General features: G+C 47.1%; 20 protein-coding genes and 3 pseudogenes. 11 read left to right on the forward strand and 12 right to left on the reverse strand.

All coding sequences use genetic code 11. The features are described from left to right. Nucleotides 1–484: 484 nt before the first annotated feature. The 4 genes from RIE73_RS02680 to RIE73_RS02695 form a co-directional block, all read right to left on the reverse strand. Nucleotides 485–940, reverse strand: a complete 456-nt coding sequence (locus tag RIE73_RS02680) for a DUF2996 domain-containing protein (protein WP_446399712.1) — start codon at nucleotides 938–940, stop codon at nucleotides 485–487. Nucleotides 941–1,043: 103 nt separating this feature from the next. Then, nucleotides 1,044–1,304, reverse strand: a complete 261-nt coding sequence (locus RIE73_RS02685; protein ID WP_446399713.1) for a MoaD/ThiS family protein — start codon at nucleotides 1,302–1,304, stop codon at nucleotides 1,044–1,046. A gap of 90 nt (nucleotides 1,305–1,394) precedes the next feature. Beyond that, nucleotides 1,395–1,949, reverse strand: coding sequence for a hypothetical protein (locus RIE73_RS02690; RefSeq protein ID WP_446399714.1), 555 nt, complete (start codon nucleotides 1,947–1,949; stop codon nucleotides 1,395–1,397). Between the two features lie 429 nt (nucleotides 1,950–2,378). Further along, a complete protein-coding gene (locus tag RIE73_RS02695; protein WP_446399715.1) occupies nucleotides 2,379–2,990 on the reverse strand; it encodes an N-acetyltransferase family protein in 612 nt (203 codons plus the stop codon). Between the two features lie 591 nt (nucleotides 2,991–3,581). Between RIE73_RS02695 and RIE73_RS02700 the strand changes: the two genes are divergently transcribed. Then, a complete protein-coding gene (locus RIE73_RS02700) occupies nucleotides 3,582–7,268 on the forward strand; it encodes a response regulator (RefSeq protein WP_446399716.1) in 3,687 nt (1,228 codons plus the stop codon). 112 nt (nucleotides 7,269–7,380) lie between these two features. After that, nucleotides 7,381–8,148 (forward strand): DUF3747 domain-containing protein, encoded by a 768-nt coding sequence (locus tag RIE73_RS02705; RefSeq protein WP_446399717.1) that lies wholly within the window; start codon nucleotides 7,381–7,383, stop codon nucleotides 8,146–8,148. Nucleotides 8,149–8,187: 39 nt separating this feature from the next. On the opposite strand, the gene RIE73_RS02710 is transcribed toward RIE73_RS02705, so the two are convergent. Then, nucleotides 8,188–9,402, reverse strand: coding sequence for an FtsW/RodA/SpoVE family cell cycle protein (locus tag RIE73_RS02710; protein WP_446399718.1), 1,215 nt, complete (start codon nucleotides 9,400–9,402; stop codon nucleotides 8,188–8,190). A 296-nt stretch (nucleotides 9,403–9,698) separates the two neighbouring features. Here RIE73_RS02710 and RIE73_RS02715 point away from each other — a divergent pair, with 296 nt between their 5' ends. Continuing rightward, a complete protein-coding gene (locus RIE73_RS02715; RefSeq protein ID WP_446399719.1) occupies nucleotides 9,699–10,229 on the forward strand; it encodes a YHS domain-containing (seleno)protein in 531 nt (176 codons plus the stop codon). Between the two features lie 84 nt (nucleotides 10,230–10,313). Here the strand turns inward: RIE73_RS02715 and RIE73_RS02720 are convergent. Continuing rightward, a pseudogene (locus RIE73_RS02720) lies at nucleotides 10,314–10,397 on the reverse strand (DUF3368 domain-containing protein); the annotation flags it as partial. Nucleotides 10,398–10,475: 78 nt separating this feature from the next. Continuing rightward, entirely contained in the window at nucleotides 10,476–12,494 is a 2,019-nt protein-coding gene (locus RIE73_RS02725; RefSeq protein WP_446399720.1) for a M48 family metalloprotease, read from the reverse strand. A gap of 520 nt (nucleotides 12,495–13,014) precedes the next feature. Between RIE73_RS02725 and RIE73_RS02730 the strand changes: the two genes are divergently transcribed. From RIE73_RS02730 to RIE73_RS02740, 3 genes are all read left to right on the forward strand, one after another. Beyond that, a complete protein-coding gene (locus tag RIE73_RS02730) occupies nucleotides 13,015–14,253 on the forward strand; it encodes a pentapeptide repeat-containing protein (protein ID WP_446399721.1) in 1,239 nt (412 codons plus the stop codon). A 158-nt stretch (nucleotides 14,254–14,411) separates the two neighbouring features. After that, complete coding sequence (locus tag RIE73_RS02735) at nucleotides 14,412–14,825, forward strand: hypothetical protein (protein ID WP_446399722.1); 414 nt, start codon at nucleotides 14,412–14,414, stop codon at nucleotides 14,823–14,825. A 231-nt stretch (nucleotides 14,826–15,056) separates the two neighbouring features. Continuing rightward, the gene (locus RIE73_RS02740; RefSeq protein ID WP_446399723.1) at nucleotides 15,057–15,449 is read left to right on the forward strand and encodes a hypothetical protein; all 393 of its coding nucleotides are present in this window, start codon (nucleotides 15,057–15,059) and stop codon (nucleotides 15,447–15,449) included. 192 nt (nucleotides 15,450–15,641) lie between these two features. Here RIE73_RS02740 and RIE73_RS02745 read toward each other — a convergent pair whose 3' ends face one another. Beyond that, complete coding sequence (locus RIE73_RS02745) at nucleotides 15,642–16,535, reverse strand: hypothetical protein (RefSeq protein ID WP_446399724.1); 894 nt, start codon at nucleotides 16,533–16,535, stop codon at nucleotides 15,642–15,644. A 536-nt stretch (nucleotides 16,536–17,071) separates the two neighbouring features. Here RIE73_RS02745 and RIE73_RS02750 point away from each other — a divergent pair. After that, a complete protein-coding gene (locus tag RIE73_RS02750) occupies nucleotides 17,072–19,204 on the forward strand; it encodes a cellulase family glycosylhydrolase (protein ID WP_446399725.1) in 2,133 nt (710 codons plus the stop codon). A gap of 708 nt (nucleotides 19,205–19,912) precedes the next feature. Then, nucleotides 19,913–20,509 (forward strand): hypothetical protein, encoded by a 597-nt coding sequence (locus RIE73_RS02755; protein ID WP_446399726.1) that lies wholly within the window; start codon nucleotides 19,913–19,915, stop codon nucleotides 20,507–20,509. A gap of 1,080 nt (nucleotides 20,510–21,589) precedes the next feature. On the opposite strand, the pseudogene RIE73_RS02760 reads toward RIE73_RS02755, so the two are convergent. After that, nucleotides 21,590–22,561: pseudogene (locus RIE73_RS02760) on the reverse strand (formylglycine-generating enzyme family protein); the annotation flags it as partial. A gap of 197 nt (nucleotides 22,562–22,758) precedes the next feature. After that, nucleotides 22,759–24,184: pseudogene (locus tag RIE73_RS02765) on the reverse strand (IS4 family transposase). A gap of 103 nt (nucleotides 24,185–24,287) precedes the next feature. Between RIE73_RS02765 and RIE73_RS02770 the strand changes: the two are divergent. Then, nucleotides 24,288–24,437, forward strand: coding sequence for a hypothetical protein (locus RIE73_RS02770; RefSeq protein ID WP_446399727.1), 150 nt, complete (start codon nucleotides 24,288–24,290; stop codon nucleotides 24,435–24,437). 1 nt (nucleotide 24,438) lies between these two features. Here the strand turns inward: RIE73_RS02770 and RIE73_RS02775 are convergent, their stop codons facing one another. After that, nucleotides 24,439–24,600: a hypothetical protein gene (locus RIE73_RS02775; protein WP_446399728.1), complete on the reverse strand. Its 162-nt coding sequence runs from the start codon at nucleotides 24,598–24,600 to the stop codon at nucleotides 24,439–24,441. A 173-nt stretch (nucleotides 24,601–24,773) separates the two neighbouring features. On the opposite strand from RIE73_RS02775, the gene RIE73_RS02780 reads away from it, so the two are divergent. Beyond that, nucleotides 24,774–25,367, forward strand: coding sequence for an esterase/lipase family protein (locus tag RIE73_RS02780; RefSeq protein ID WP_446399729.1), 594 nt, complete (start codon nucleotides 24,774–24,776; stop codon nucleotides 25,365–25,367). A gap of 162 nt (nucleotides 25,368–25,529) precedes the next feature. Here the strand turns inward: RIE73_RS02780 and RIE73_RS02785 are convergent, their stop codons facing one another. Further along, a complete protein-coding gene (locus RIE73_RS02785; RefSeq protein ID WP_446399730.1) occupies nucleotides 25,530–25,958 on the reverse strand; it encodes a VOC family protein in 429 nt (142 codons plus the stop codon). A gap of 241 nt (nucleotides 25,959–26,199) precedes the next feature. On the opposite strand from RIE73_RS02785, the gene RIE73_RS02790 reads away from it, so the two are divergent. Next, entirely contained in the window at nucleotides 26,200–26,964 is a 765-nt protein-coding gene (locus tag RIE73_RS02790) for a TIGR00297 family protein (protein WP_446399731.1), read from the forward strand. Nucleotide 26,965 lies beyond the last annotated feature (1 nt).

Genomic DNA, 26,965 nt, shown 5'->3' on the forward strand with positions numbered 1-26,965 from the left:
CATTATCTGCCTACTTCCTGCTTCGTGTTTTTATGTAATCCAAGTCGCTTAACGGCTTCTCTCAAAGGAATATCGCCAATCTGAGTAAATTTAAGCCAATATGACCATATAGTATCATACTGGCTGTCTGTTATCAACCCTAATATTACTCACACCATATTACGGCAGGACTCCATTTTCTGAAAGAATTTCATCTGAAGTCTTGAGTTTATGTAACAGTTTGCCTAAAGCATACCCCATCCAGTTCAGTATAACCTAGAATTCTGAGCGTTCAAGAGGAGCAGGGGTGGAGGGGCTTAGGTGGATGGGAGCAGGGGAAGCTAGTGCAGCGCGGCAAAAATACTTGAGCAGCTATAGACAAAAAGCCCGACAAAATAGCGAGCGAGATGCTCGCACTACAACAACTGTTCCCTATTCCCCGTTCCCTATCCTGACCACACCCTACACCCAGTCTGCTTTTTAGCCTTCTTACCCGTCCATCAATCTAATTTCTTGCCAACCATTTCTGAGCGTTCAATCGCTGTATAGTGTAAAACACCAGCAGATCTAGAGACACCTTACGTTCGTCAATCATAAATGACTCAAGGGTACTGGGTTTGGCTCCCTTGGTCGCACAAGAGAAGGCTTTTTGCTCCTTTATATCCTCATCGGGGAAATATACGTTAAATTGACGCTGACCATTGGCGAAGCGACCAATGACTTGCCAGCAGTCTGGCTGGCTGCTTAAACCGGGAATCGGATATTTTTCCTTGACAAAATTCACCTCTACATCATCGACGCCTTGTTCGCTAAAGGCAGTCTTTAACGCGGGTAGGTACTCTTGTTCGATAAATTCCGGGAACGGTTTGTCCTCAGGTGCTGGCGGTTTCTCTTTTTTAGCTTTAGAGGATTTCGATTTAGCCGCTTGAGCGTCCGGATTAGATTGGTTTTTTTCTGGCATAATGACTCAGTTGCAGGTCTTTCTATAATTTCTCTTTATATCTTTACAGAAAAAGGAGCCATCAATAACCTGTTGCCAAGCCCTTAGCCTGGGTTCATCCAGATTAACCTCCACTGACAGGGGGGATCAAGACAACCTCATCTCCGGCTTGCAAAATCGTATCCGGTTCCACAAACTGGAGATTGATGCCAAAACGAGTCAGATCCCGCCAAGGTTTCAGTTCAGGATGTTCGGCGATCAGGCTATCCAAAAGGACGGATACAGGAGTTTGGGTGGGGAACTCCCGTTGTAGTTCAGGGACGCCGTAGGCGTCTTGATAAGCGGCGAACAGTTTGATGGTGACACAAATCAAAGGTTCAGACATCCAGCGTGATCCGCTAAAGCTCCAATTTTTTCTTGATCCTAACCCGTCTGTGGAAATTCTCTCCCATCTCCCCTTCTCTGCCACACTGCCCTAACCTGTGCGGCGCACTTTGATGACCGTCTGAGGTAAGACTCCTACCAACAGAGAAAAAGCCTCATTGGGTAATTTAGCAATTGTTTCTCCATCAAAGAATCCCTCAAACTGCTGTAGCATATTTTGGGCGCGTTGCGTGGGAACTGGGTTATCCGTAATTTGCATCGTTAGTCTCACCCACTGTCGTCGAATCAGATACGCCCGCTTTCGTTCTTCTGACGATTCTGGAGAGAGTAACGAAATATTCCCGACAGGTAGCACCCGTTGACAATCCAAATCGAATAATCCGCCCACCCCTGAACCGGGTCCGGCAAATTCGGCATGATAGCGCTTGAAGAGAATTAAGCCATTCTTCCTTCTAGGATTAACGATCAGCAACTGTTGATCGTGAAGTTGCTGAAGAATTTTTCCTTCAGGTGAATCATGGGAATTTGGGCTTGGTTTATTCATGCCACTAGAGCCTTGAGCGTTGACGAAACTATGGGGGCGAGCAAGCACCTCCTCTTCTGCGTAAAGAGCTGTTTGGCAACGCTGGTTATTGTCGCTCTCCATTTCAACTCGTATTACTTAATTTCAAGGGAGCAGGGATGCACCCCAGTTGCACGCACAACTAGTCAACTCATTTGGTTATCAGTCTTTGATAATAACCAAGAATAGAAGTTTTGTTGATCATCTATGGTTAATTACCCTATCAAATAAACTCAGATCGGTGTCATTTGTTGCTTCTCGACAAATTTATAACTCTATTTTATGGCATACGGTTACAGGTATAGGTCAGGTCAAGTCCCTACAGATGCCTGAAGTGGGACACGATACGCCTATTTGTTAAGAAATTTTATGAAGATTTTGTGAAGATGCGGGAACGTTTTTTAAAGAAATGGTAAAGCCTGAGCCAAAAACCCGATTCCCAAAGGCGGCAAAGTGGAGATGATTTCCCTAACTGTGTCCCTAAGCCGCTGTGAGGAAAAATTCGCCGGATGGCTATCCGGGGGTTCCTGTATTTAAACGCTTGCGTAATAACAAACGTTGAGGATGGCGTCGCCAGAGACTGTAATTCGGCTCTAGATGGTGCAGTTGATAGCCCATTTTCAGGTAAAGTTGCCGAGCTTTATGATTGCTATCTAAGACATGAAGGTATAGCTTGGGAAAGCCCCATGCTAGGGACTGACGCTCACAAGCTAGGAGTAATTTTCCAGCCACACCCCGTCGCCGACAAGACCGTCTCACAGCTAAATTAGAAATGTAAGGATAGTGGTGACCTTGAGGTTGCCAAGATGGGGGTGAACGGAGGGCAATTTCGACAGTGCCGACGATTAGTCCGTCAGCACTATCATCGGAAATGTCAGGGTTGAGGGCAACAAAACAGGCATAATGGGGAGAATTGGCACGCAGTCGATTCCGCAGATCTTCATAAATGCCCAATCGCCAAATTGGATAAACCAAACGCCAGAGTCCCTTTTGAGAGTGAAAGCTATCCGCCAGAATTTCCGAGAGCGCCATGAGATCTTGGTCTTTTGCCCTCCGGATCGTTAGGCGGGAAGCATCAACAGCCAGCGTCTGTTGAGCTTCAGAAGCAACGTCGTGGGGCGTCACGAAAGAAAAGCAGGGGTTTACCATTGCAAAAACATAAACAGCGCCATCACCACTCCCTTGGGATCATCACTTAACCAGAAATCATCGTCTTTCGTTTGTAGAACGATAGTATTGTACAAGTAGAGCATCGACGAATCACTTCTTCCCACAGCGCTTTCCCAGGGGCATGACACCATCATAAAGCCGATTAAGGCACAGCGCTTTATGTCCTCAAGGTATGCTCAATCCTCTAAATTTTCATGATTCGCCCACAATAATGGGAGGAGTTCGGCGCGATCGCACGACTCTTATGGTAAACCAAAAACCAAGACGAACCGAAAAAACATGACTAGTCGGCAACTTGAGGCAGAATACAACCATACTGGAAAACAAAAATTAAAATCAATTGGGGTGTACCACTAACTACCGTCACAACAGCCAAATTGCCGCAGGACAAGTAATATGCTTCCTTTCGCCAGTCGTGATAATCGAACCACAATTTTCTGGAGTCCGAGAGTTCTCACCGAGCCAGTTATTGCCAGCCGTAAAAATCTCTAACGTGCAGGCAAACGTTTTTTATTCGCAAAAGCTCTGGCAGCAGGAGAGCGGTGCATGAGATCTCAATCCACACGAAAGCCTAAACTTCTGGTTGTTGATGATGAACCCGACAACCTGGACTTGCTATATCGAACATTCCATCGTGATTATAAAGTCTTGCGGGCGGACAATGGTCCTGCCGCCCTAGAAATTTTGGAAGCTGAAGGAGACGTAGCTGTGATTATCTCCGACCAGCGTATGCCCCTGATGAGTGGTACGGAGTTTCTCAGTATCACCGCCGCTCAATACCCTGATATTATCCGGATTATCTTGACAGGGTACACCGATGTGGAAGACCTGGTTGAAGCCATTAATGCGGGTAAAGTCTTTAAATACGTCACTAAACCCTGGAATGCCGAGGAACTTAAGTCAGTCGTGCGGCAAGCCATGGATACGCATAACGTCCTCAAGTCCCGCACCAGCGAACTCTGTCGGGCGTTACGGCGGGAAACCCTGCTGAATACCGTCACCAATACCATTCGCAATGCCCAGTATGACCAAAGTGGTAGTTCTCCGCTCAAGGACGTTCTCCAGCGGATTGTCGAGACGGTGGGTCACTTGCTAGAAGTCGATGTTTGTATTCTCCGTCCCTTCCAGCAAGAGCAGTTGGTCGATGAATGGTTTGTCTATCAACGGCAACATAACGATTCAGGTGGGGAGACTTCACAGTTTAGAGAAAATGGTAGGCAACCGTTATCAGCAAATCATCCGCCATTAGACTTAGCCCACCCCCAAGCCAACTCCTGTACCATACAAACCAACGGTGAGACGACAGACGCCTCCCTACCCCCGCTTTTAACTCAGACGGTTTGGCAGACCCATGAAGTTACCGTTATTCACGATGTATTGACGGATGAACGATTTAATCAGGATAGTCCCGAAGTCAAAGCTCGGCGACAGGCGTATGAACAAGCCAATATTCGCTCCAGTTTAGTCGTCCCCCTAATCAGTCAACAGGAATTAGTGGCGGTGATGGCTTTACACCAATGTGTAGAACCCTATAGCTGGCAAGATGACGAAATTCAACTCGTGGTGATGGTGGCAGATCAAGCCGCCATGGCAATTTCTCAAGCACGGGCGTATGAACAGCTACACGCCTTAGCGACGCAGCAAACCCTAATCAATACGATTACCCGGGCGATTCGTTCTAGCCTTGACCCCCAAGAAATTTTCACGGCGATTACTCAACAATTAGGCGTTGCTCTCAACGTTGATGGTTGTGTTCTGTCCCTGTGGAGTGAAGACGATGAGTTTGTTCAATGTGTGGGCTTGTATGATGGGAAATCGACCAAAGTGGTGGGAGCGTCGATTAATCATCACGATCAATCCCCAGAGAATAATCAAGTCACTCTCGCTGATTCCCTTACCTCCTCCATTGAACCTGTCTCCTCAACTCAACTTCCCCTGTCAGCCGTTCCGATTGTCGGCAATCCCGTATTACGGCAGCTTATTGATACCCAAGCCCCAGTGGTGCTGGATGATTTGACAGCCAATCCCCAAATGAATGGGTCTGACCTGCCCCTGCGCCAAAATGCCCGCGCTCTCTTGGTGGTGCCTTTATTAGTTGATGGCAAAATTATTGGTAGCATTAGCCTGCGGCAAACGGATACTCCGCGCCACTGGTTACAAGCCGAAATTGAACTTGCCCAAGCGGTGGCATCCCAAGCCGCAATTGCGGTTCAGCAATCGCGACTTTATCAAAAAACGCGACAGCAAGCGGAGCGGTTAATGGAGTTAGACCGCCAGAAAACGGAATTTTTCCAAAATGTTTCCCACGAATTCCGTACACCCCTGACGCTAATGATTGGACCGTTGGAGTCGGCAATTAACCAAAATCAGGGATTACCTTATGAACAAAGTGCGATCGCGCTGCGGAATTCGCGCCGCCTGCTGCGATTGGTCAATCAGCTACTGGATTTACAGCGACTTGATGCGGGACGGATGCAACCGAGTTTCCGTCCCTGTAACTTAATTGAATTTATTAATCAAATTGTTGAAACGTTTCGACCTTACTGTGAGAAAAAAAAGATCAATCTCTTGACCCAGCTCACCGCTTGTCCTGAGATTTATTTAGATATAGAAAAATTTGACAAGGTATTGTATAATCTCTTGTCCAATGCGATGAAGTTTACCAATGCTGGGGGGAGTATTACTATCAGCGTAAAATCGACGGACAATCAAATTTGTCTAAAAATTACCGATACGGGTATTGGTATTAGTAAAGAACAACTTCCTCATTTGTTTGAACGGTTTCGACAAGCAGAAGGCTCAGTAAACCGCAGTTATGAAGGTAGTGGTTTAGGATTAGCGTTGGTGAAAGAATTGGTCGAAATCCATGGGGGACGAATTGACGTATCCTCAGAACAGGGAAAAGGCACAACATTTACGATTCATTTACAACAAGGAAAAGCTCACCTCCCCGTAGAGCAAGTTGTGGATGTTGCCGTGGAAATCCAGTCCAGTCGCGCCTCTGTGGAACTGGCGGACTTGGAGTTGGACTCCTTCGGAGAACCCCAAGAGCAACCTGAAGCCGAACCTCAAGAAACTGGAGACGCTTATTTAACGGTTGATTCACATACAGTTTTGGCGGCGAAAGTAGCGCGAATTTTGGTCGTTGATGATAATTCCGATTTACGCGCTTATGTGGGTAGTATCTTAAGGCAATCGGGGTATCAGGTGTGGACTGCCCGGAATGGAGAAGAGGGATGGCAGATGACCCAGAAGTGCCATCCTCAGCTTATCGTGACTGATTTGATGATGCCTGTGATGTCAGGACTGGATATGATTCATACCATTCGGGGTTCCCAGGACTTTAAGGGAATACCGATTATATTGCTCACGGCAAAAGCGGATGAAGCCAGTCGGATTGAGGGAACAGAAAAGGGAGCAGATGCCTATCTGTCAAAACCGTTTAATGACCGGGAATTGTTGGCAGAAGTCCGGAATTTATTGGCGCTTAAAGAACAAGAACAGCGCGTGGTTGAGTTAAATCGATATCTAACTGAGTCGGTACTCAAGCGGTTTTTACCCCCAGCTATGGTAAAGAAAGCAGCACGGGGGGAATTGGCACTGGATTTACATCCAGAACCCCGCTTGGTTACGTCCTTGTTTAGTGATATTGTTGGGTTTACCGAGTTGTCGAATACCTTGCGATCGCGCCGAATTGCCGAGTTGCTCAACGAGTATCTGGTAGCCATGACTCGTGCGGTGTTTGATAATGGGGGTACGGTGGATAAGTTTATGGGGGATGGCATTTTAGCAATTTTCGGCGCTCCTGAAGAATTGAGTCCTCACGAACAAGCACGACGGGCAATAGCCTCCGCCCGACAAATGCTGCGATCGCTCGATGAGCTGAATCAACAGTGGGAAGCGAGGGGATTGGTGGGTAATGGGGGACCCCCGCCTGTACGCTTCCGTTGTGGGATTCATCAAGGCACTGCTGTCGTGGGTATGTTTGGCGGAGATGCACGAACTGACTATACCGCGATCGGTCCTTCGGTGAATATCGCCGCCCGACTGCAAGAAGCCGCTGAACCGAATTCAATCCTGGTTTCGGCATCCGTTGCGGATTGGTTAGACGATGATGCGATCGCTAAGTATCGTTCTCTTAAACTTAAAGGGGTGGATGAAACCGTCTTAACCTTTGCTGTCAATCCTGTACCCGTGAATGCCAATTCACCCGATAATCGGCGAAGCAGTTAGTAATGTAGAGACGTAGCATGCTACGTCTCTACATTACCGATGGTCTCGGAATCTTATTGATCGTTCACTGCGTCTATTCTGGAATGTAGAAATTTTCGGCAACCACACTAACATGAAACATTTACGATGGCTCAACGTTGGAGTTCTCACGACGGCATTTCTACTCACCGTCGGAGGTTCAAATTCCCTTAAGGCAGGCACATTTGATAGTCAAGAAGTCAACTCGGATAAATTTATCGCCGTTGCTGCTCCTTTTGGGGATAACAAGTATCAATTACTGATTATTGAACAGCGCTCAACCCAACGCCCTTGCTGGCAAGAGGTGGGAAGTAATCCCGCGATCGTTGATCCGCTACTGCTCAATTTTGACTTTACAGGCATTTGCGGACGTAGCACCGATAGTAATGGTTATTCGATTCGCATGCAGGGTCAAGATTTAGGATTAGACTATTTGCTCAGAGTTGTCGAGCGTGATGGCGAGTTAGTCCTCATTGGTACAAATCGGATGAATCGTCAAGCCCCCACGGTGGAAATTGGCAGAACCCAAGGGTTAAGTAATGGTAATTTCCTGAAAATTGAACTTGATCCCGGTTGGCGGTTCACTCGACGTGCTTATCAAGGTCGAGCATTAGGTCATATCTATCTGACTAGCGATACAGGGGTTCCAGCCACACCAGCAGTGAGTTCTCCAAACCCGGTAACGCCAGCAGTACAGGAACCAGCACCAGCAGAAACCGAGCGGGAGTTTATTTTCACAAAGCCAAGCGAGGAAAATACTCCACCATCAGTTACGATACCTACCCTAGACAATCCAGCCACCAATCCTCAAACCCTACCCCCTCCTGCTTCCAATCAGACTGTGCCAACTTTGGAAGATTGAAGATGTAGAGACGTAGCATGCTACGTCTCTACTAACGCCTTAATCCCTCATCCTCTGTAACTGAGTTCTCTGTCGCCTACGCCGCTGAGGTGGTGATTGGCGACGGGCTTGTAAGGATACGACTTGAGCCTCACTACTTTCTCTAGCTACCCGAATCAACAATCCAGCCGAACACAAATTAGCAATCATGGAACTTCCCCCGTAACTAAAAAATGGGAAAGGTAAACCCGTAGTCGGGAGAACCCCCGTCGCGACGCCAATATTTAACAGCGATTGACCAACAATTACAATCATCGCTCCGATCGCAACCAACCGATGCACGGGGTTACGTGCCTTGAGTGCCACAATGGTTGCTAAGGTAGCATACGCCACAATCAACAGCAGCAATAACGTACTGCCAACAAAGCCAAATTCTTCCGCGAATACGGCAAAAATAAAGTCGGTATACTGAATCGGTAAATAAAATAGCTTTTGTTGAGATAAACCAAACCCTGAACCCCAAGTTCCCCCCGAACCCACCGCCAGCAGACTTTGAATCAATTGATAGCCATCATTCATCGGATCAGCCCAGGGATTGAGAAAGGACATCACCCGACGCCGCTGATACTCTTTGATACTGATACTAATCGTTGCCAGTAACACGCCTCCGAAGGCGGTGCCTCCTAAATAGGAAAACGGCAACCCCGCCGCCAGTGCGATTAGCCACAACGTCATCCCACATAGCGCCGTTGTACTTAGATTAGGCTGGAGCAAAATTCCCAACAGCACCAAGGCAAACATTCCTAGCCAGAACAGGCGTACTCGCATGGAAATCTGTTGCCATTGTCCAAAGATGCAAGCACTCTGGAGAACCAGAAACGGTTTAATTAATTCTGAGGGTTGTAGGGGAACAGGACCTAGGGATAACCAACGGGTTGCGCCATTCACTGTCGTTCCCACACCGGGAATCAGGATGATCAAGATCAATCCCAATAACACCAGCGTTAACCAATGGGCAATTCTCAGGATATACCGTAAAGGCGATCGCACAAAAAAGTTAAAGGCGATCATACCCAAGGTAATCCAGATGAGCTGTCGCTTAAAGTAGTATAAACCGTCACCAAACTCAGCATCGGCACTGGGATAAGATGCCGAGAACAGCACCGCCAAACCTACCAATAGCCACAGAAAGGTTAACCAGCGCAACAGGCGGGCATCGATTGCCCAGTCCTTAGCCGAAGGATGAATCCATGAAATCAGATTGCGTAGAGTCACTAATCGTCAAATGATTACTCTCAATTAGGGTAACGCAACCGGAGTATGAGTAGGGGCTGCTGAATAAGTGTTGTGGTGGGGAGAGGCAACAGGGAACAGGCAACAGGCAACAGTTTCAACCCCCTGTTAAGGTAAGATTTTGAATCTTGCCCACCAGCCTTAATTGAGTACCATTTCACTTAAGGGCTTGCTCAGGATAACTCAGTCTTAACTCATCTAACTTTCACCACCGTTTCAGAACCCAATTGCATTCTAGTCATTAAGTGAGAAAATCAGTTCCAGAAACATCAGCATCCATGAAAATTACCTACTTAACTTTCGCCTCTATTGTCTTGCTAGGCTTAACCGCTTGCAATAATGCCAATACAACGCCCTCTGCTAACGTGGAAAGCCAAACTCAACAGAGCGATCCTAACCCTGCGGCTAATCCTGCCAATAAACCGACAACTCTAGTCAGCTTTTATGTAGAGGATGGGGTGGCGATTAAAGGCACTGATCCTGTAGCATACTTTACCGAAGGACAACCCCTTCCAGGTCGTGCCGAATTTGAATATGAATGGCAAGGAGCCACTTGGCGATTTGCCAGTGCAGAAAATCGTGACTTGTTTGCCAATAATCCTGAGCAATATGCTCCTGAATATGGGGGGTATTGCGCTTGGGCGGTAAGCCAAGGCTATACGGCTCCCATTGATCCGAATGCTTGGAAAATCGTGGACGGTAAACTTTACCTGAACTTTAATCGACAGATTCAGCAACGTTGGGAAAAGGATATTCCTGGACATATTGCACAAGCCAATCAGAATTGGCCCCAGGTTTTGGAGGAGTAATACCAAGGTATTGCTGTACCTTTAAAGGGACTAGGTATTCACTCAATCCAAAACATCTGAGTCAAAATCTGCTGAATGTAGGTTTTAGGGTTCGTTAGCGAGGTTTAAGACTCGTTGATACAACTGGGGACTGACGCGAAAACCAGCTTGATGGATCAAGGCATCCATGAGGGAGGGTAATTTGCATGGTAATTCTCTAGCGCTATAGGTTTATGTCACACCAGGGATGTTTACTCCACATTGGTGCTACTCTTCAGGTGTTTCCTCCTCCTGTTCACACTCCTGATCATCATTTTCCTCACACTCCTGCTGCGCTTCGTATTCCTTAAGCAATTGCGCCACTCGCGCTTGAATTTCCAAATGTCGGGCGACGCCTTCGTAGGTATAACGGTTGTAGCCATTGCGCTCAATTAGGGTTTCAATGTTGCTAATCCGTTCCTCTGTATTCGGGTGAGTAGAGAGCCATGCAAATAAGGGGCGATCGCGGTCTTCTTCATTTAACGTAATCATCAGATTATGCAGCCCATCTGCTGCATAGCCACCAGCGACTAAAATCTTTGTCCCTAATGCATCAGCCTGACGTTCCATGTCTCGGCTATAGTCGAGAACAATTAAATTAGTGGCGGTGCGACCAAAGGGAATATATTGGGTAACATTGGCAATTAAATTCCCCTCTGTCACCAACTGAAAGCCATGGGATAATACCGCATGAGCCAGTTCATGAGCCAATAACCCGGCTAACTCCGCCTCCGAGTCCGTTTTCAGAATCGCGCCAGCATTGACAAATATCTTTCCACCTGGTAAAGCAAAGGCATTCAGTTGGTCATCCATGACCACATAAAACTGATACTCAAACTCATCCCGCCCCGCCACGATCGCGAGTTTGTTGCCAATTTCCCGGACATACTCCAACACCTGTTCATCTTCAACCATGGGGAGTTGGTTTTGTACCCGTTCAGCAAAACTTTCCCCCACGGCGGATTCACCGCGCAGCATTAACGTCGTGGTTTCAATCGCCGAAATCGGACCAAAGAGATTCCCGGTAAAAATATAACCCAACGCCCCGGTAATCACATTCGCGATCGCGTTTCCCCTTAGTTCACCCCGCAGGTGCGATCGATAGCGTTCCAAATTCTCCTCCGCCAACACCTCAAATTCCGCCGCTTGGGGATGATTGAAGTTGAGCATGGCAAATTGACGGGCGGCTAAGGAGGCTTCTAACCAGCGTTTGGTATCGGCGAGGGCGGTCACTTTGGCTTTAATTAAATCCGGCTGATTGGGATATAAGGTTGTCGCCCTCTCCAATACCTGAATCGCCTCCTCCTGGCGATCGTACTCTTGGAGAGTTTGAGCATAGCGCAAATGACCAGGGATAAATTCTGGTTGCTGTTCGACTAAAAACTGGAGGGGGACAAGAATCTTGGTTTCTAGTTCCTGTTCTAACCCTTCCTCAGACTGACGCCAATACACTGCACCCGCAGGTGAGAGTTCAGTGGGTTCATAGATGGCGACAGGTTTCTCTAGGGCTGCTTCCGTGTCAAAAGAGGCTTTGGCTTCCCGATAAAGCTGTTGGGCGGCGGTAAATTGACCACTCATGTAAAGGCGATCGGCTTCAATCAGCTTTTGCTGACGTTCCCGTTCTTCGGGCGTCAGTTCTGGGATTTCGGCGGTGGTTTCGGTGTCGTCTTCTACATCAGTCGAGTCGTCGCTGGCGGTTTCTGAGGGTTCTGTCGTCTCTACTTCAGTCGAGTCTTCGGCGGTAGTTTCGCTGTCGTCTTCTACATCAGTCGAGTCATCGCTGGCGGTTTCTGGGATTTCTATTGTCTCGACTTCGGTCGAGTCTTCAACTGGGGATGGGGGAGATTGAGTCGTGAACTCTGGTGGGGTGTCCTCAGAGGGGGTTGAGGGAATTGAAGTGGGTATCGCTTCTGGAATGACAATCGTTTCTGGGGTTTCCGAAGACTCCTCCGCGAGGATAACTGAAGGGGAAGCGGCTGAGGGACTCTCTGGAATGGCGATCGCTTCGGTTCTGTTTGCGGGTAATTGGTGTTCAACCGCGATTTGTTCAGGTAATCCGATCTGCATCGGGTGATGGAGGGGATCGGGCGTCTGAACAGTTGGCTCAATGGGGGAATCTGAAACGGTGAGATTGTGAGTAGAACGAATGGATTCAGGGGTTTTCGCAGACTCGGCTAAAACGACAGAGGTTGAAGTTGGCAATAAGATGCCTAAGGAGAGTAACAGGGAATTCCAGAGCAGTTTCATCAGCCGATCTCCAGGGATTGCTCGGTTGGGTGTGATTGTCGCAGTGAGGTAGTGGCGCTAGTTGGCTCTACCTAGTTAATTAGGGTAGCTCAGTTCGAGCTGAATGAGGGGTGAATGCTCTAGATGACTCTCACGAAGAGGCTTGGTTCCCCTTAGGGCGCGATCGCGGTTTGTCTGGGGCGAGTCAATCTTGGTAATTGGTTGCTCTATTTCCAGTAATCCAGCGACTCGTCCCTACATTCCATTCGATATTTTTTGTATTTGTAACTCCCCAATCAAGGATTACCGATAATTAGCGCTAAAGTGTTGGCGCAATAGGAACATCCGTAAACTGAATTATTTGACACAATCAGTGCCTGTAAATTGAAACTATCTTGCTAATCTAACCCTTTATAAAAAACTCTATCGAAATAATAATACAAGTTATTTATTTTTGATAATCATCTTGCCAAATCATGAAAGTCTAGGCTATCCTTGCGAATAGCAAAATCTTAACCAAACCTTGCATTCGAGAGTAGACATGGATATTTTGTCTTTCCCTTTGGTAAGTCTGAGGGGTGAAAATGAATGGAAAACAAATCCCTTGACAGCGATTTTAAGACGAGCCAAACTCTTTATTGCCATTTTCAGTGCAGATAAACCGAGATTCATTTACCTTATTCAGGCTTTTCTCAGAAGAGCAAACCTAAGTAATGCCAATCTAAGGGGAGCAAATTTCAGTAAAGTCAGTCTCTTTGAAGCTCAACTCATTAAAACAAATCTCAGTCAAGCGCATTTCAATGGAGCTACGTTCAGGAGAGCCGATCTAACTCAAGCCAATCTGAGTCAGGCTCATCTCAAAGCTGCGGATTTTTATGACACCAGACTTATAGAAGTAAATTTAAGGAAAGCTAACCTCAAGGGCGCTAATTTGCAAGAAGTAGATTTCAGAGGCGCTGAACTCAGTGGCGCGAATCTTAGTGGCGCTAACCTCAGTGGTGCGAACCTGTCTAAAGCCGATCTCAGTGGTGCGAATCTCAGTGGTGCGAATCTTAGTGACGCCAAATTAATTAGAACTCAAGCCTTAGCTGCTAACTTTGAAGAAGCAACGCTAACCGGAGCATGTATTGAAGACTGGAATATTAATGGAGAAACAAACTTAAATTGCACGACTTGCCTTTATATTTATCTACAGGAATATCAACAAGATCGCCGTCCCCATGTCGGGGAATTTGCGCCAGGAGAATTTACTCAACTCTTCCAGGAAGCTCTAGAAACCGTTGATCTGATTTTCCGTGATGGTGTTAACTGGAAAGCGTTTGCTTATTCTTTTGCTAACACTCAGATCGTTCATGAAGATATTCCACTGGGTATCCAAAGTATTGAAAATAAAGGAGATGGAACGGTGTTGATCAAGGTTGGTGTTACGGCTAATACTGATAAAGGTAAGATTTACGAGGACTTCTGGAGTAACTATAAGTTTGTACAGGAAGCTCTGGAAAAACAATATCAAGCTAGAATATCGGACAAAAATGAACACATTAATCAACTTTTTGATTTAGTGAATTACTTACAAGAACAACTCGGCACTATTCCGAAAATAATGGCAAAAGCTTACACAATTAAATACGATTTCTACGGTTCTGTCGCAAGTGTTGGGAATGAGGGTGTACAGGGAAATTTAGCGACAGAGAACCAAGGTTATCAAAAAAACAGGCAAGACAACCATGTCCGGGGGTCCCAGTTACAGCGATGGCAACTAGGTGAGGTACAGGCGTGAGGGCGCAAGCCTTGCGCCCCTACATTTAGGTGTACCTCATAGCAGCGCGAAGCGCTGTAAGTATCACCGAAGCCGCCTAGTTTTTTATTACCGATAGAAGCGGCACAGCCAAATACAGATTTTGAATTAACCACCGACAATAATAACTTCTACAGCTCATGCCAGAATCTAGAAAACAATTCAACATTCATGCTCCTGCAGTCAGCATTGCTAATGAAGGAACAGAGGGTATTATAACGGTAAAAAATTCAGGGAGCCAAAACAGTATTATAAATAACAACTATGCATTTGAACAAAGCCAAATTATCGCTGACGCTGCACAGGAAATTCAAGCCCTACTTGAACAGCTTGATCAATTCTATGACATCAACACCAACACGGGGAAGATGGCATTAACACTTGAAGCCATGCAACACATTGAAAACAATCCCACACTAGCAAAGCGAATTCTCAGCGCCTTAGGCACAGGCAGTGTTAAAGCCTTTGAACAGTTTCTCAACCATCCTGCTGCTAGCTTTGTTGTCGGAGCATTAGAGGATTGGGAAAAAACGAAGGAACATCCAATAACATAGTAGCGGGAATGGTGGGTTTCGACTTCGCTCAACCCACCCTACAGATAGAGGCTGTGCGTAAGTCCTGAGTAGAGACGTTGCCTATAAAGTCTCTACTGATTTTTATTTTTCAGCAAATTATCCTGTCCGTAATTCTACGGTGTTTTGTAAAGAAAAGCTCGACAATCTTTAAAAAAATTTGATTAAATAGGACAAAAATCATCCACATCCAGATAATCAATGGGCAATCTTATGCAATCACAAGCCGATTCCTCTCCCAATAGTCGCCCTTGGTATGAAAAAGAGGACGGTACTTGTACTATTTTGGAGCCAACCCTGGTTGACATTGGTGCCAATCAACCGCCTCATCTGATGTTCCCAGTCCATTGGGCTAAATCCCTAGAAATTTTGCCCAAAGCGAAACAGATAGCAGACGAACACCAAGCCATGTTAGTTTTACTGCTCCATGGAGAGGCATCGAACAGCGAAATTATGTCGCTGGTCTTACAATTAGCCGAAACTCAAGTTCTACCGTTATGGATTGGCGAGCAAAATCGCCGGAAAGTTGGTCAAATTATTTCCATGTTGTCTAACCAGCTTCAAGGCAATTCTAACCGGGTCGAGGGGAATACCAGTCCGTCTTAAGCGGTTCGGCATTTAAACCTTAATGTCAATCATGGCGAGCATTTTGCTCGCTACTAAGCATCTTGCTCGCTACTAATACCCAATTTAAATGCATGACAGCTTAACCGGAAGTAGCTCGCTTGCCAAGACGTCGAATTCTTGGCGATTAACTCAAACAAGCGATAAAATCGGTGTCAAGACATTGAGGAATCCCTAAGAAATCTTTTCCACCGACCAATTCTTAATCACCCGGAGTTGGGTTGGGTGGGCTGTCCCTGAGGCATCGGGTACATCCTGCTGGGCTTGCATTGCTTTGTTGAGAAATTCCATTTGCTCCTTAATCTGTTGGAATTGACTTTGCAGTTTTTCCAAGTCTGAGGGAGTGAGTGCAGGGGTCACATTCTGGGGTTCGCTTGGGGCTTTTTTGGACGCATAAGCCATGTAGGTTTGGGCGGATGCGAACTTGGCGGCGGCGGATTGCACGGTGGCTGGCGCAGAATTCTCAGAGGGTATCGTTGCAGGCGAAGTATTAATCACAAAGGGAGGAGATGACGGTGCAGGTGCTGGTTTGACCTCTGGCTGGGGAATCGGTGCAGGTTCCGGTTGAGTCGTTTGCGGTACTGATAAGGCGGGTTCCGGTTGAGTCGGTTGGGGGGCTGGTTCGGATTCAGATTGAGCTAGCTGTTCCTCTGGAGGCGACTGCACGTCGGTTTGCAGGTCTTCATCCAAAAAGGAGGTTAAGCCAGACGCGGTTAGCCGCGATTTTTCAGTTTTGAGAGACTCTAATAGTTCGTCTCGTTCTTTCAAGTTTTGCTCCAAACTGGAAAGTTGCGCTTCCGCCTCCGCTGATTTACGGGCAGACTGACGCCAACCCGTGACGGCGATGCTGGAGGCTCCTGCAGTCAAGCCGAGTGCAGCCGCTAAACCTAGGTAAGGCATTGCCACACCAGGATCTCGGAGTTGCCCATGAAATATCGGTTCATCTTGGAGTTGAATCGTGACTGGCTGATCCCCAAGGATAGCCAGGGGTAAGGTCAATACCCCAAAGACGGCGGTCGAGATAACGGCGGGTGTAATTAAGAATCGTTGTAGTGGAGAGCCCGTCATAATTTGTAGTTCCTAGTGACAATTTCCAGTGTTCGTCGTGCGGCTAAGTTCTATTAAACGTTGGCGAGAGAAATTCCAATTGGCAGGAGGACTTTAGGGAGGACTATTTTTAGGTTAATCTTTGTGACAAAAAATGTCTATATATTTTTATAAAGTTACGATTAAGAATCTGGTGATAATTCCGTATTTTTACGGAAACTTTATAAACCCATAATGGCTTTACAATTAAAGTTTAAAGAGAGAAAATATTACTGAGGCGAGGGAACATCAGAGAGGGACTTCGGGTCAAACGCGACAGGGTGAGGAACAGTCTTGACCCAAACCAAACAAGCTCTCCCCGGTGCTGACAATTTTTGGCTCATTTCTTAACTCTAAGCCAGTTGGCTGTACCCCCTAGACTTTATCTAGAATACTGAGTAGACAGGAGAGCGATCGCTTGGAGGAGTCGATTGGGATAAACATCTGTCACAACTCCCAGGAATTACCAAGCCGGGGTTGAAATCGTCACAGTTTCTGATTCGCATATCCACAGCACTATGTTTAACTTTTTCCAAAACCTGCTCTTACCCATTAGCCGTATCCCCTCCCTGTGGTTACGCCGGATGGGGAATCCCTGGAGCGAAGATCAGCAGATGGTAGCAGGTAGATGGCAGAAGATGCCACAGGCACAAACTGGGGCGCGATCGCCAGGGAAACAGGATTTGTCGCCCCCCCTGCACCAGAATACCCAGGAACGAAGGCGAAACGTCCGGGGCTTACGTCGAGGGATTTGTTTCGTCTTAGCGTTCCTTTTGTCCCTGGTGATGGGCGTAGATTGGGCAACGGATTTACCCGTAGCGGCGACGAACAATCCAGTCATTACCGTTACCTTTCCCCTTTCAACCGAGGGAGCAAAAATCGTGGATGCGACGGGTAAACCTGTCATTCTGCGAGGCGTAAACTGGTTTGGCATTGAAACCGAAATGCACGCCCCTCACGGGTTGTGGAAACGGGATTATAAGCAGATGTTGGCGCAGATTAAAGGGTTAGGATACAACGTGATCCGACTTCCCTATGCGGTAAAATCACTGAGATCACCAGAGGTGACAGGGATTGACTACAGTATCGGGGCGAATGCCGAACTGGAAGGGAAATCACCCCTACAGGTGATGGATAAGATTATCCAAGAAGCCGATCGCCAAGGGTTAATGATTCTGTTGGACTCCCACCGACTCAACGACGAACGGATTCCTGAATTGTGGTACGGTGATGGCTTCACCGAAGCCGATTGGATTGACACCTGGAAGGTCTTAGCCAGACGCTACAAAAATCAATTAAACGTGATTGGGGCTGATCTGAAAAACGAACCCCATGGTCGCGCCAGTTGGGGAACCGGGGATTTGGAAACCGATTGGCGACTAGCGGCGGAACGGGCTGGAAATGCGATTCTGGAGATTAATCCGGATTGGTTAATTGTAGTCGAAGGGGTGGAAAATAATGTTCCGGGTCAAAAACTGGAGATTCATTGGATGGGCGCGAATCTAGAGGGCGTAGAACGCTTCCCAGTACGATTATCCCGTCCCGATAAAGTGGTGTATTCTCCCCATGAATATGGTCCGGGTGTCTTTGATCAACCCTGGTTTTCTGAACCCAGTTTTCCCCAAAATCTCACCCGTCGCTGGAACATCGGCTGGAATTATATTGCCAGAAAAGGGATCGCCCCCGTGTTTATCGGGGAGTTTGGCGGACGACAAGTTGATCCCCAATCCAAGGAAGGCGTTTGGCAACGGAAGCTGGTTAATTTTGTCCAGAAGGAGGATCTGGGGTTTGCTTACTGGAGTTGGAATCCCAATAGTGATGATACCGGCGGACTGCTCAAAGATGACTGGCTGACGGTGGAGGAACCGAAGCAAGATTTATTACAAGGGGTATTAATTGCCACACGCTTCGCCCACAAACCCGCCACGGCGTTTATTCCGGATATTAAACCCCGTCCCTCTCTGGGGATTAATCCCACCCCCAAACCCAGTTCCCGTCAACCGGAATTGAAAGTGACTTCGACGATGCGATCGGATTGGCAAGATGGGTTTTGTCTGAGTATTGAGGTGATCAATCCCACGGATCAGACGGTGCGGGATTGGCAGGTGCAATTTCAGATGAATCAGGCGACAATTAGTCAGACCTGGAATGGGAATTTTAAAGCCCAAGGTTCTGAGTATATTGGAACACCCTTGGATTGGGGACGGGCGATCGCACCCGGAAAAAGCCGCGAGTTGGGATTTTGCGCCAATAAGCAGGGTTTGGATTATCAGCCGCGACAACTGTCTGCGGTGGCGATTAGCACTGATGCTGAGTTTCCCCCTGCTGTAAGGGTTCCCACCACTCCACCCCAGTTGAAAGTCATGTCGAATCTACAATCGGATTGGCAAGAGGGATTTTGCATGAGTTTAGCGGTAATTAATCCTACGGATAACAAGGTACGCGACTGGCAAGTGCAATTTCAGATGAATCAGGCGGCGATTAATCAGAGTTGGAATGGGAATTTTCAACAGAAGGGATCGCAGTATATTGTTACGCCGATGGATTGGGGACGGGTGATTGAACCGGGACAAAAGCGTGATTTGGGATTTTGTGCGAGGAAGCAGGGGGCTGATTACCAGCCGCAGCAGTTGGTGGCGTCGAGTCGATAGTCGGATACCCAGAAACCCCTTTTTTGCCTTGGCGACTAGAAGTCGCGGCTACACAAACAAAGTCCGCCTGCGCGGACTAGATGATCCAGGGGGTGGCTAACCCGGATTTGGGATCACACCACCTGTAGGGACACGGCAGAAACCCCTTTTTTGCCCTGGCGACTAGAAGTCGCAGCTACACAAACAAAGTCCGCCTGCGCGGACTAGATGATCAAGGGGGTGGCTAACCCGGATTTGCTATCATACCACCTGTAGGGGCACGGCATTGCCGTGCCCTTATAATTCATGGTGAGGGCGACAGCTATAAGCCTTTGAAACCCCTTTTTTGCCTTTGTCACGTCACCGATAATTTTTGGGCAAAACCCGCCCTTCCTAGTCTTAAGCTAAAAAAGAAAGCAATACCTTGATCTGACCCCACCCTAACCCTCCCCTTACCAAGGGGAGGGAACTTAGGGCGACAGCTATAAGCCGTAGTTGGGGGGGTTATGGCGGTTGACTTGTTTACCTTTCATACTGGAGATAAGGTTCATTAGGATGGGTTTTATATAAATGTTATTGGCAATAGCGACATAGAAGATCCTTTATGGGTTGTAGGATGTGATATCGGCGTTGATGGCGCTAAAGCGCAACTACAAACTGAACTGAAGTCGGTGCTATTCGTTTTTAACCTTTCCTTATTCTCAAAACTTATACGTTTTTCCACATAGGATGCAACTCTTCGCGGTTATTATTAATGGTCATTGGCAACCCGGAATCGGTGATCCCACGTTTATGGGTTGGTTTACGGTCGTGGCGTATTTTATCACAGCGGTATTGTGCCTGATCTGTGCTTTACCTCATCGGTTCGTCTTGCCTCTACAGCGAGTGAGTCGAAATCGTTGGCTATGGGGGTTCTTCGCGATTATTTTAGTCGTGCTGGGTATTAATAAGCAACTCGATCTTCAGTCTTGGTTGACTGTGGTGGGTAAGGAATTAGCCCTATCCCAGGGATGGTATCAGCAACGTCGCATGGTTCAGGTACAATTTATTGTTGGGATTGCGATCGCGGCGTTAATTTTACTCACCGTTATTGGACGTGCTATCTATACTGAACGACAAACTTATCGGTTAGCGCTGTTAGGTTTAATGTTCCTGTCTTGTTTTATTGTGATTCGCGCCTCATCCTTTCATCATATTGATAGCTTGCTAGGTTGGCAACTCCTGGGATTGAGAATGAACTGGATATTAGAAATTGGGGGTATTGCTTGTATTGCTATTGCTGCCGTGAGGACTATTTTTAAGCCTTGGTCTACGACTAAATCGTAGGAAAGCCCCTATATCTTTATGGATGCGATCGCGCTTTGAAATCAAATAGGTTTTCTTGTCCGGTTCCCGGTTAATCTATCAATCGGATATTGGGGGAAAAATCTAACGTAGGGGCGGGTTTAGGGACAAACTCAACAGACTCACCCATAACCTTTCTACAAAACCCGCCCTGTCCAAACCCATTACCCAAACCTCCTCTATTATTCCTATTTTACCCCGATATCTTTCGGTGGCGATCGCGGTTTAAAATCAGGTCTGTTTTGTTATCGGGGTTGAGGTTAATCGGAAAATTTGGGTTGTGATTAGGGCGGGTTTCGTTGTTAAGTTTGAGGTGGGTTAGTTCATTTAATTCCTAAAGAAAGCCCCTACACCTTTTGGGTGCGATCGCGCTTTGAAATCAAATAGGTTTTCTTGTCCGGTTCCCGGTTAATCTATCAATTGGATATTGGGGCAAAGAATCTAACGTAGGGGCGGGTTTAGGGGCAAACTCCACAAGACCAACCCATAACCTTTCTACAAAACCCGCCCTGTCCTAACCTATTACCCAAACCTCCTCTATTATTCCTATTTTATCCCGAAAGCCCCTACATATTTGGAATGCGATCGCGCTTTTCAATCAAATAGATTTTCTTGTCCGGTTTCCGGTTAACCTATCAATTGGATATCGGGGCAAAAAATCTAACGTAGGGGCGGGTTTAGGGGCAAACTCAACAAGACCCACCCATAACCTTTCTACAAAACCCGCCCTGTCCCCACCTTTGGGTTGTGATTAGGGCGGGTTTCGTTGTTGAGTTTGAGGTGGGTTAGTTCATTTAATTACTAAACCCAACCCTACACCTTTTGCGTGCGATCGCGCCTTGAAATTATCTAGGTTTTCTTGTCTGGTTTCCGGTTAATCTATCAATTGGATATTGGGGCGAAAAATCTAACGTAGGGGCGGGTTTAGGGACAAATTCAACAAGACCCACCCATAACCTTTCTACAAAACCCGCCCTGTCCCAACCTTAATATTCGCCAAAAAATCCGATCCGCCTGACGGCGGAGAAAAGACAAAGGGCAAAAGGGCAAAAGAGCAAAGGGCTACAAAGTCCTGCCGGAAACGCACACTACCCGAAACCCGATGAAGTTGAAGTCGTGGTTGACGGGGTCGATGTAGTTGCGGTTCGCCCCACGGCCGTAATTTGGGTTGATGCCCCAGGAACCGCCGCGCAGAATCTTGTATAGTTGAGAATTATTATCATTATCACTCTCCGGGGTTAGATCATCTGAACCCTTTGATTTTTCGTTTGCATTTACCTTGCTTGTCTCTTGTTGAGAATTTTTCTTATCTAGCCATGCCTTGCCATCGGTGGGCGCACCTTCATAGTTTTCGTGCCAGTCATCTAAACACCATTCCCAGACATTCCCATGCATATCGTACAAACCAAAGGCGTTGGGGGGAAAACTACCCACAGGGGTGGTTTGTTCTCGGTCTTGTCCTTTGGGTTCATCAGCATAGGTAGAACTGGCTCTGTAATTAGCTAATTGATCCGTTAAGGTTTCGCCAAAGTGAAAGGGAGGATAGGTGGGATTTTGGTTTGATTGGCTGATAGATGAGGCATCCGGGAGAACAGCTCGACAAGCATATTCCCATTCGGCTTCAGAAGGCAGTCTATATTCCCGTCCGGTGAGTTGGGAGAGTCGGGCGCAAAATTCTACTGCATCATACCAGGAGACTTGCTCAACGGGTCTATCCCAGCGCGTGGGAACTGTCTGGCTTGATTGGTAGTTGGGTAAGGTTTTGGGATTAGGATCATCCTTGAAACAAGCAGGCTCAGGGTCAAGGTCACGGTTTACCTTCAAATCTGTACGAGACGCGATTATACGCCATTGTGCCTGAGTAATCGGCGTTTTGCTCATAAAGAAGGATGACACCTTAACTTCGTGTTGGGGGTGTTCCTCGTCACTTCCTTCTCCTGCTGGCGAACCCATCATAAATGTGCCGCCAGGGATGACGACCATATCTATAGCAATTGTTTCCTCCCTGAAGGGGTGACTGCCAGCCGTTTTTTTTATCCCCATGGTGTCATTCCTTTGAAAGAGAACATACCCCTTTTTTAACCAATCTCTGACAATCTTAAATTTACCCTTTTTGTCAGTATCAAGCTGAGGGCAACTGGTGACTAAATGAGTATACACTCCCTTTCTCAGTCGCCGTTGCAGCGTTACTTCACTAATATTCAAATCCTGCGCCACCTGACTATCATAACCTATGCATTAGTCACATCTTTCTTAACAAAATCTGACTTGACAAAAGTAGCACTAGAGTGAGAGAGTAAAATCCAAGTCTGTGCAATGTCATGAAGTCGTCGTAGACCCTGCCAAAGGGTTTTCACGCCGGGTTCTCCATCATGCTTGCGTGCCAAAAACCCACCCAATTGAGCAATCCACCGCACACAAGTCCTTAAATTAGGAGGTGCATCAGGTAACACAGTTGTCTGATGAATGGTGCAGTAAAGGGCTTGCCACTCATGGGTTTCTAGCACGGTATCTGCAGGAGTATCAGGATGGTAACGAGCTAAGTAAGTCATCCACAACAAGCGCCAAGCGACAATCGTGTAGGTGGCTAAAGCTCGATGGATGCGGTCAGCACTCTCCAATTGCAGTTGTTCTAAACGACAACCACTTTTGAGGACGTAATGATAGCGCTCAATTAACCAGCGATAACTATACCAACGTAAACATTGCACAACATCCTCAAAACAAGTAATCGCCAGAGTGGTTAAGAGTAACCAACTGATCGGTGACACACCAGAGGGAGGGTTTTCTTCTTGTGCCAAAATTACCTGCACACGAATTGGTTGCAGGTGATGTCGCTGTGGATGAGTAGCTGGAGGTTGTAACTCGAGGGTGGTAGCACGTAGGGTCAGGTGAGCTGGACGGGCAAGGCGTTCTGGATGGCGTCTAAGTTCTAGGGTGAGCTGACCACAAGGGTGAACTTGACGAATGGCTTGCTGAAGACGCTCAATATGTTGGTGATCTTGAGTTGGTTTGACTTTTGCGGTTATGCTGAGCACGAATGAGAAACTCACTCTTGGGGCGGCGTGGCTGCATGAACAACTCGTAGATGTCGGCTTCTCGATCTGCCACAGTGACGACGGTAGTTTCTGGTGGAATCACAGTCTGAGTAGCATAATCGGCAGTTAACCAACGCTGGCTCTCTTTGTCAGTGATCGGCTTTTTGTGTCGTTGGTGTTTCTTACCCAAAAGTGCCACATCTCTAGCCCAGACTTGTTGATGTAATACACCCAGAGGCACGCCATTACCAGTCGTACAGAATACTGAGTGAACTTTTAATCCATAAGATTTGGCATTATCCAAGTAACCCATGCCTTGGGTTGCTGGATGATGGGTGAAATTCAGTTCGGTGGTATCCTGAATCGCAATGACAACAGACTCTTTTTTGACTCGTTCGACTGTGCTGCTTTGGTGAGCATTGGTGATCGCTTCGGGTTTGATATAGGGAGATTTCCAAAACTCGTAGGCCGCTTGGGTGGCGGCTAAATCTCCCGAAGCTTGCGGTACACTGGCATTCGGTTGTGCTGCTAAATCACTGACTATGCGAATTAGTCGTTTTTTACGGCGCACGTCCCCTAATTGTGCATATTGCAATTCCTCTACTGCCCAAGCTTTCATTGAAGTACCTCCCTTAGTGGACTGGTGTTCTAGTACGTGAGTGGGAACTGTTTGGCTGCGCTCACACTCTGGCACGCGATCGCACTCTGACTGGAAAAACAGTATGATCAAAGCAGCAAGCAGCTCTACGATACCAAGATTGAGTGTGGTGAGTGACAAACTTCTACCAGAATCTCCCGATCACTGTGAACCCTTTGCACAAAAAACAACGCCCCAAGCCCGATGGTTGGATACAGCCATATTTATTTTTTAAGCTATATTAAGCATTGCTCCCCAACCCAGACACCATAAGACTTGTGGATTGTTAAGAAAGATGTGACTAATGCATAGACCGACAATCCCGGCATCGCCATCAACTCAGACACAGCGGGTTCAGCAGCTTCCCCCGCGATCGCAACTTGAACGGCTGTTGTCATAATTTAGGTATGGACTCGACTGGTACAAATCAATTTTAAGATAAGGAAACAGGTTCATAGTAGGCATGAAGCGTGCCATCAGTGCTAAAACGCTGACGGCAAAAGTAGGTGGTTAGGTTGCTGCACTTTGATCAGGCTAAGGTTCCCTTACTACAAACTACAAACACAAACAAATGACCAATCCAGTTATTCTTGTTCACGGTATTTTCCGCACTTCATCTGTTTTCCGTAAACTTTCTCCTTATCTCAAAAAACAGGGATTTTCAGTGTATACTCTTGACCTAAAACCCAATAACGCCACATTGGGGTTAGACCAAATGGCAACCCAATTAGCTGATTTTGTTAACCAAACATTTGCCCCAAATCAACCCATTGATTTAGTCGGGTTGAGTATGGGAGGACTCGTCACTCGCTATTATGTGCAGCGATTAGGGGGAATTGACCGAGTGCAGCGTTACATTACTATTTCTGCCCCTCATCATGGCACCTGGTTAGCCTACTTATTGAACCGTCGCGCCTGTGTGCAAATGCGTCCCGGAAGTCCGTTGCTAGAGGATTTAAACCGAGATGTTTGGATGTTAGAACGCCTTAATTTTACATCTATTTGGACACGGTGGGATTTTATAATTATTCCGGGGAATAGTTCACGAATGCCCGTAGGAAACGATGTAAATATTCCGGTTTTTGCCCATGCTTGTATGGTGATTAATCCCCACAGTATGCAAGCTGTAGCCTCTGCTTTATCGGAACTTGTTCGGAGTTTGTAGTCAGGGAACCTTGGCTTTATTTTTTTAACGCAGAGTACGCAGAGGTTTCCGCAGAGGTTCGCAGAGGGATTTAACGTATTAGAGAGAAGGTTTTATCAAGTAAAGGGTAGAAGATAGAAAAACAGGATATTATGATTTACCTTTTCCCTAACAAAGGACAAATCACCGATCGCCGATCGCCGCTAAATCATGACTGCCGAAAATTGCCTCTGGATGAACATAAAATTTAAATTCCATTAAGTTATAAAAGGGGTCTTGTAAGAAAAAGGTACGATGTTCCGTCACCTCACCGGGAAAACGTCGCTTCGGTTGCTGATAGAATTGAAGCTGCTGCTGTTGGGCGCGATCGCATAAAGCTTGCCAGTCAGCTTCAGCGGTGAAAATCAAGCCAAAGTGACGCGGATAAATTCCCCGTTGGGGTGTTAAGGGTTCATGGGTGAGATGGGCTACCAGTTGATGCCCATAGAGGTTTAAAATGACCGCGTGACGGGTTTCTCGTCCAATGTCACAGCCGAGTCCTCTGCCATAATAGTCTTTGGTTTGCTCAATATCGCTTACGGGAAATGCCAAATGGAAGAGAATGGAATTCATCGCTACTACTTAAAGTTTTGCCTAATCCTATAATCACCCTAAACAGTTATTCATCGATCGCATACCCGAAACTGTCGCCTACGATACACCGGGCAACGTCCTCTTAACCCTTAAGATACGCCATGGTGGGGTCAGGGCGGGTTTTGAACAAATGTTATCATCAATAGCTTGTGCCAAGTCCCTAAACCCGCCCCTACAGACGCGCCATGGCACGTCTCTACACTCAAAACTCAACACTTAAATGCTTGCAATCTTCAATTCTCTCAATCCTTGGCTTATTGCCGCCCTCTTAAATACAGTATTATTAGCGATCGCCTGGGTGATCCCCAAGCAACTCCTCACCCGCGCTGGACTTCTCCACGCCTGGGCGTTAGGAATTGTAATCTGGGGGACGTTGGGCTGGCAAGGGTATCTGATTGTTATGGTCTATTTCCTCGTCGGTTCTGCGGTTACCCGTATCGGGATGGCACAAAAAGAAGCCGCAGGGATCGCGGAAAAGCGTTCGGGCGCTAGAGGACCCGAAAATGTATGGGGTTCCGCCCTAACAGGTACGCTTGGCGCGGTGGGCGTTCTTTTCTTGGATGAACCCTATCGCAGTTTTCTGCTACTGGGGTTCGTCGCTAGTTTTGCCACTAAGCTTTCTGATACTACCGCCAGTGAGGTGGGTAAAGCTTACGGTAAGCGCACGTTTTTAATCACCACCTTACAACCTGTATCCCCCGGAACCGAAGGTGCCGTTAGCTTAGAAGGAACTCTGGCGGGGGCTGTCGCTTCGGCGGCGATCGCGGTTCTGGGTTGGGGCGTTGGCTTTATCGACTTGACAGGTGTCTTTTTTTGTGTATTAGCTGCCTTTATTGCCACTAACCTAGAAAGTGTGATTGGTGCCACTTGGCAATCTCAGGTCGAATGGATGACCAACGAAGTTGTGAATTTCATCAATACGTTAATTGGTGCGATCGCGGCGATCTTATTTATCGTCATCTGGCATAGTATCGCACTCGGCTAGT

Source organism: Coleofasciculus sp. C1-SOL-03, from assembly GCF_040220555.1.
In the GTDB taxonomy this organism is placed as follows: Bacteria; Cyanobacteriota; Cyanobacteriia; order Cyanobacteriales; family Coleofasciculaceae; genus Coleofasciculus.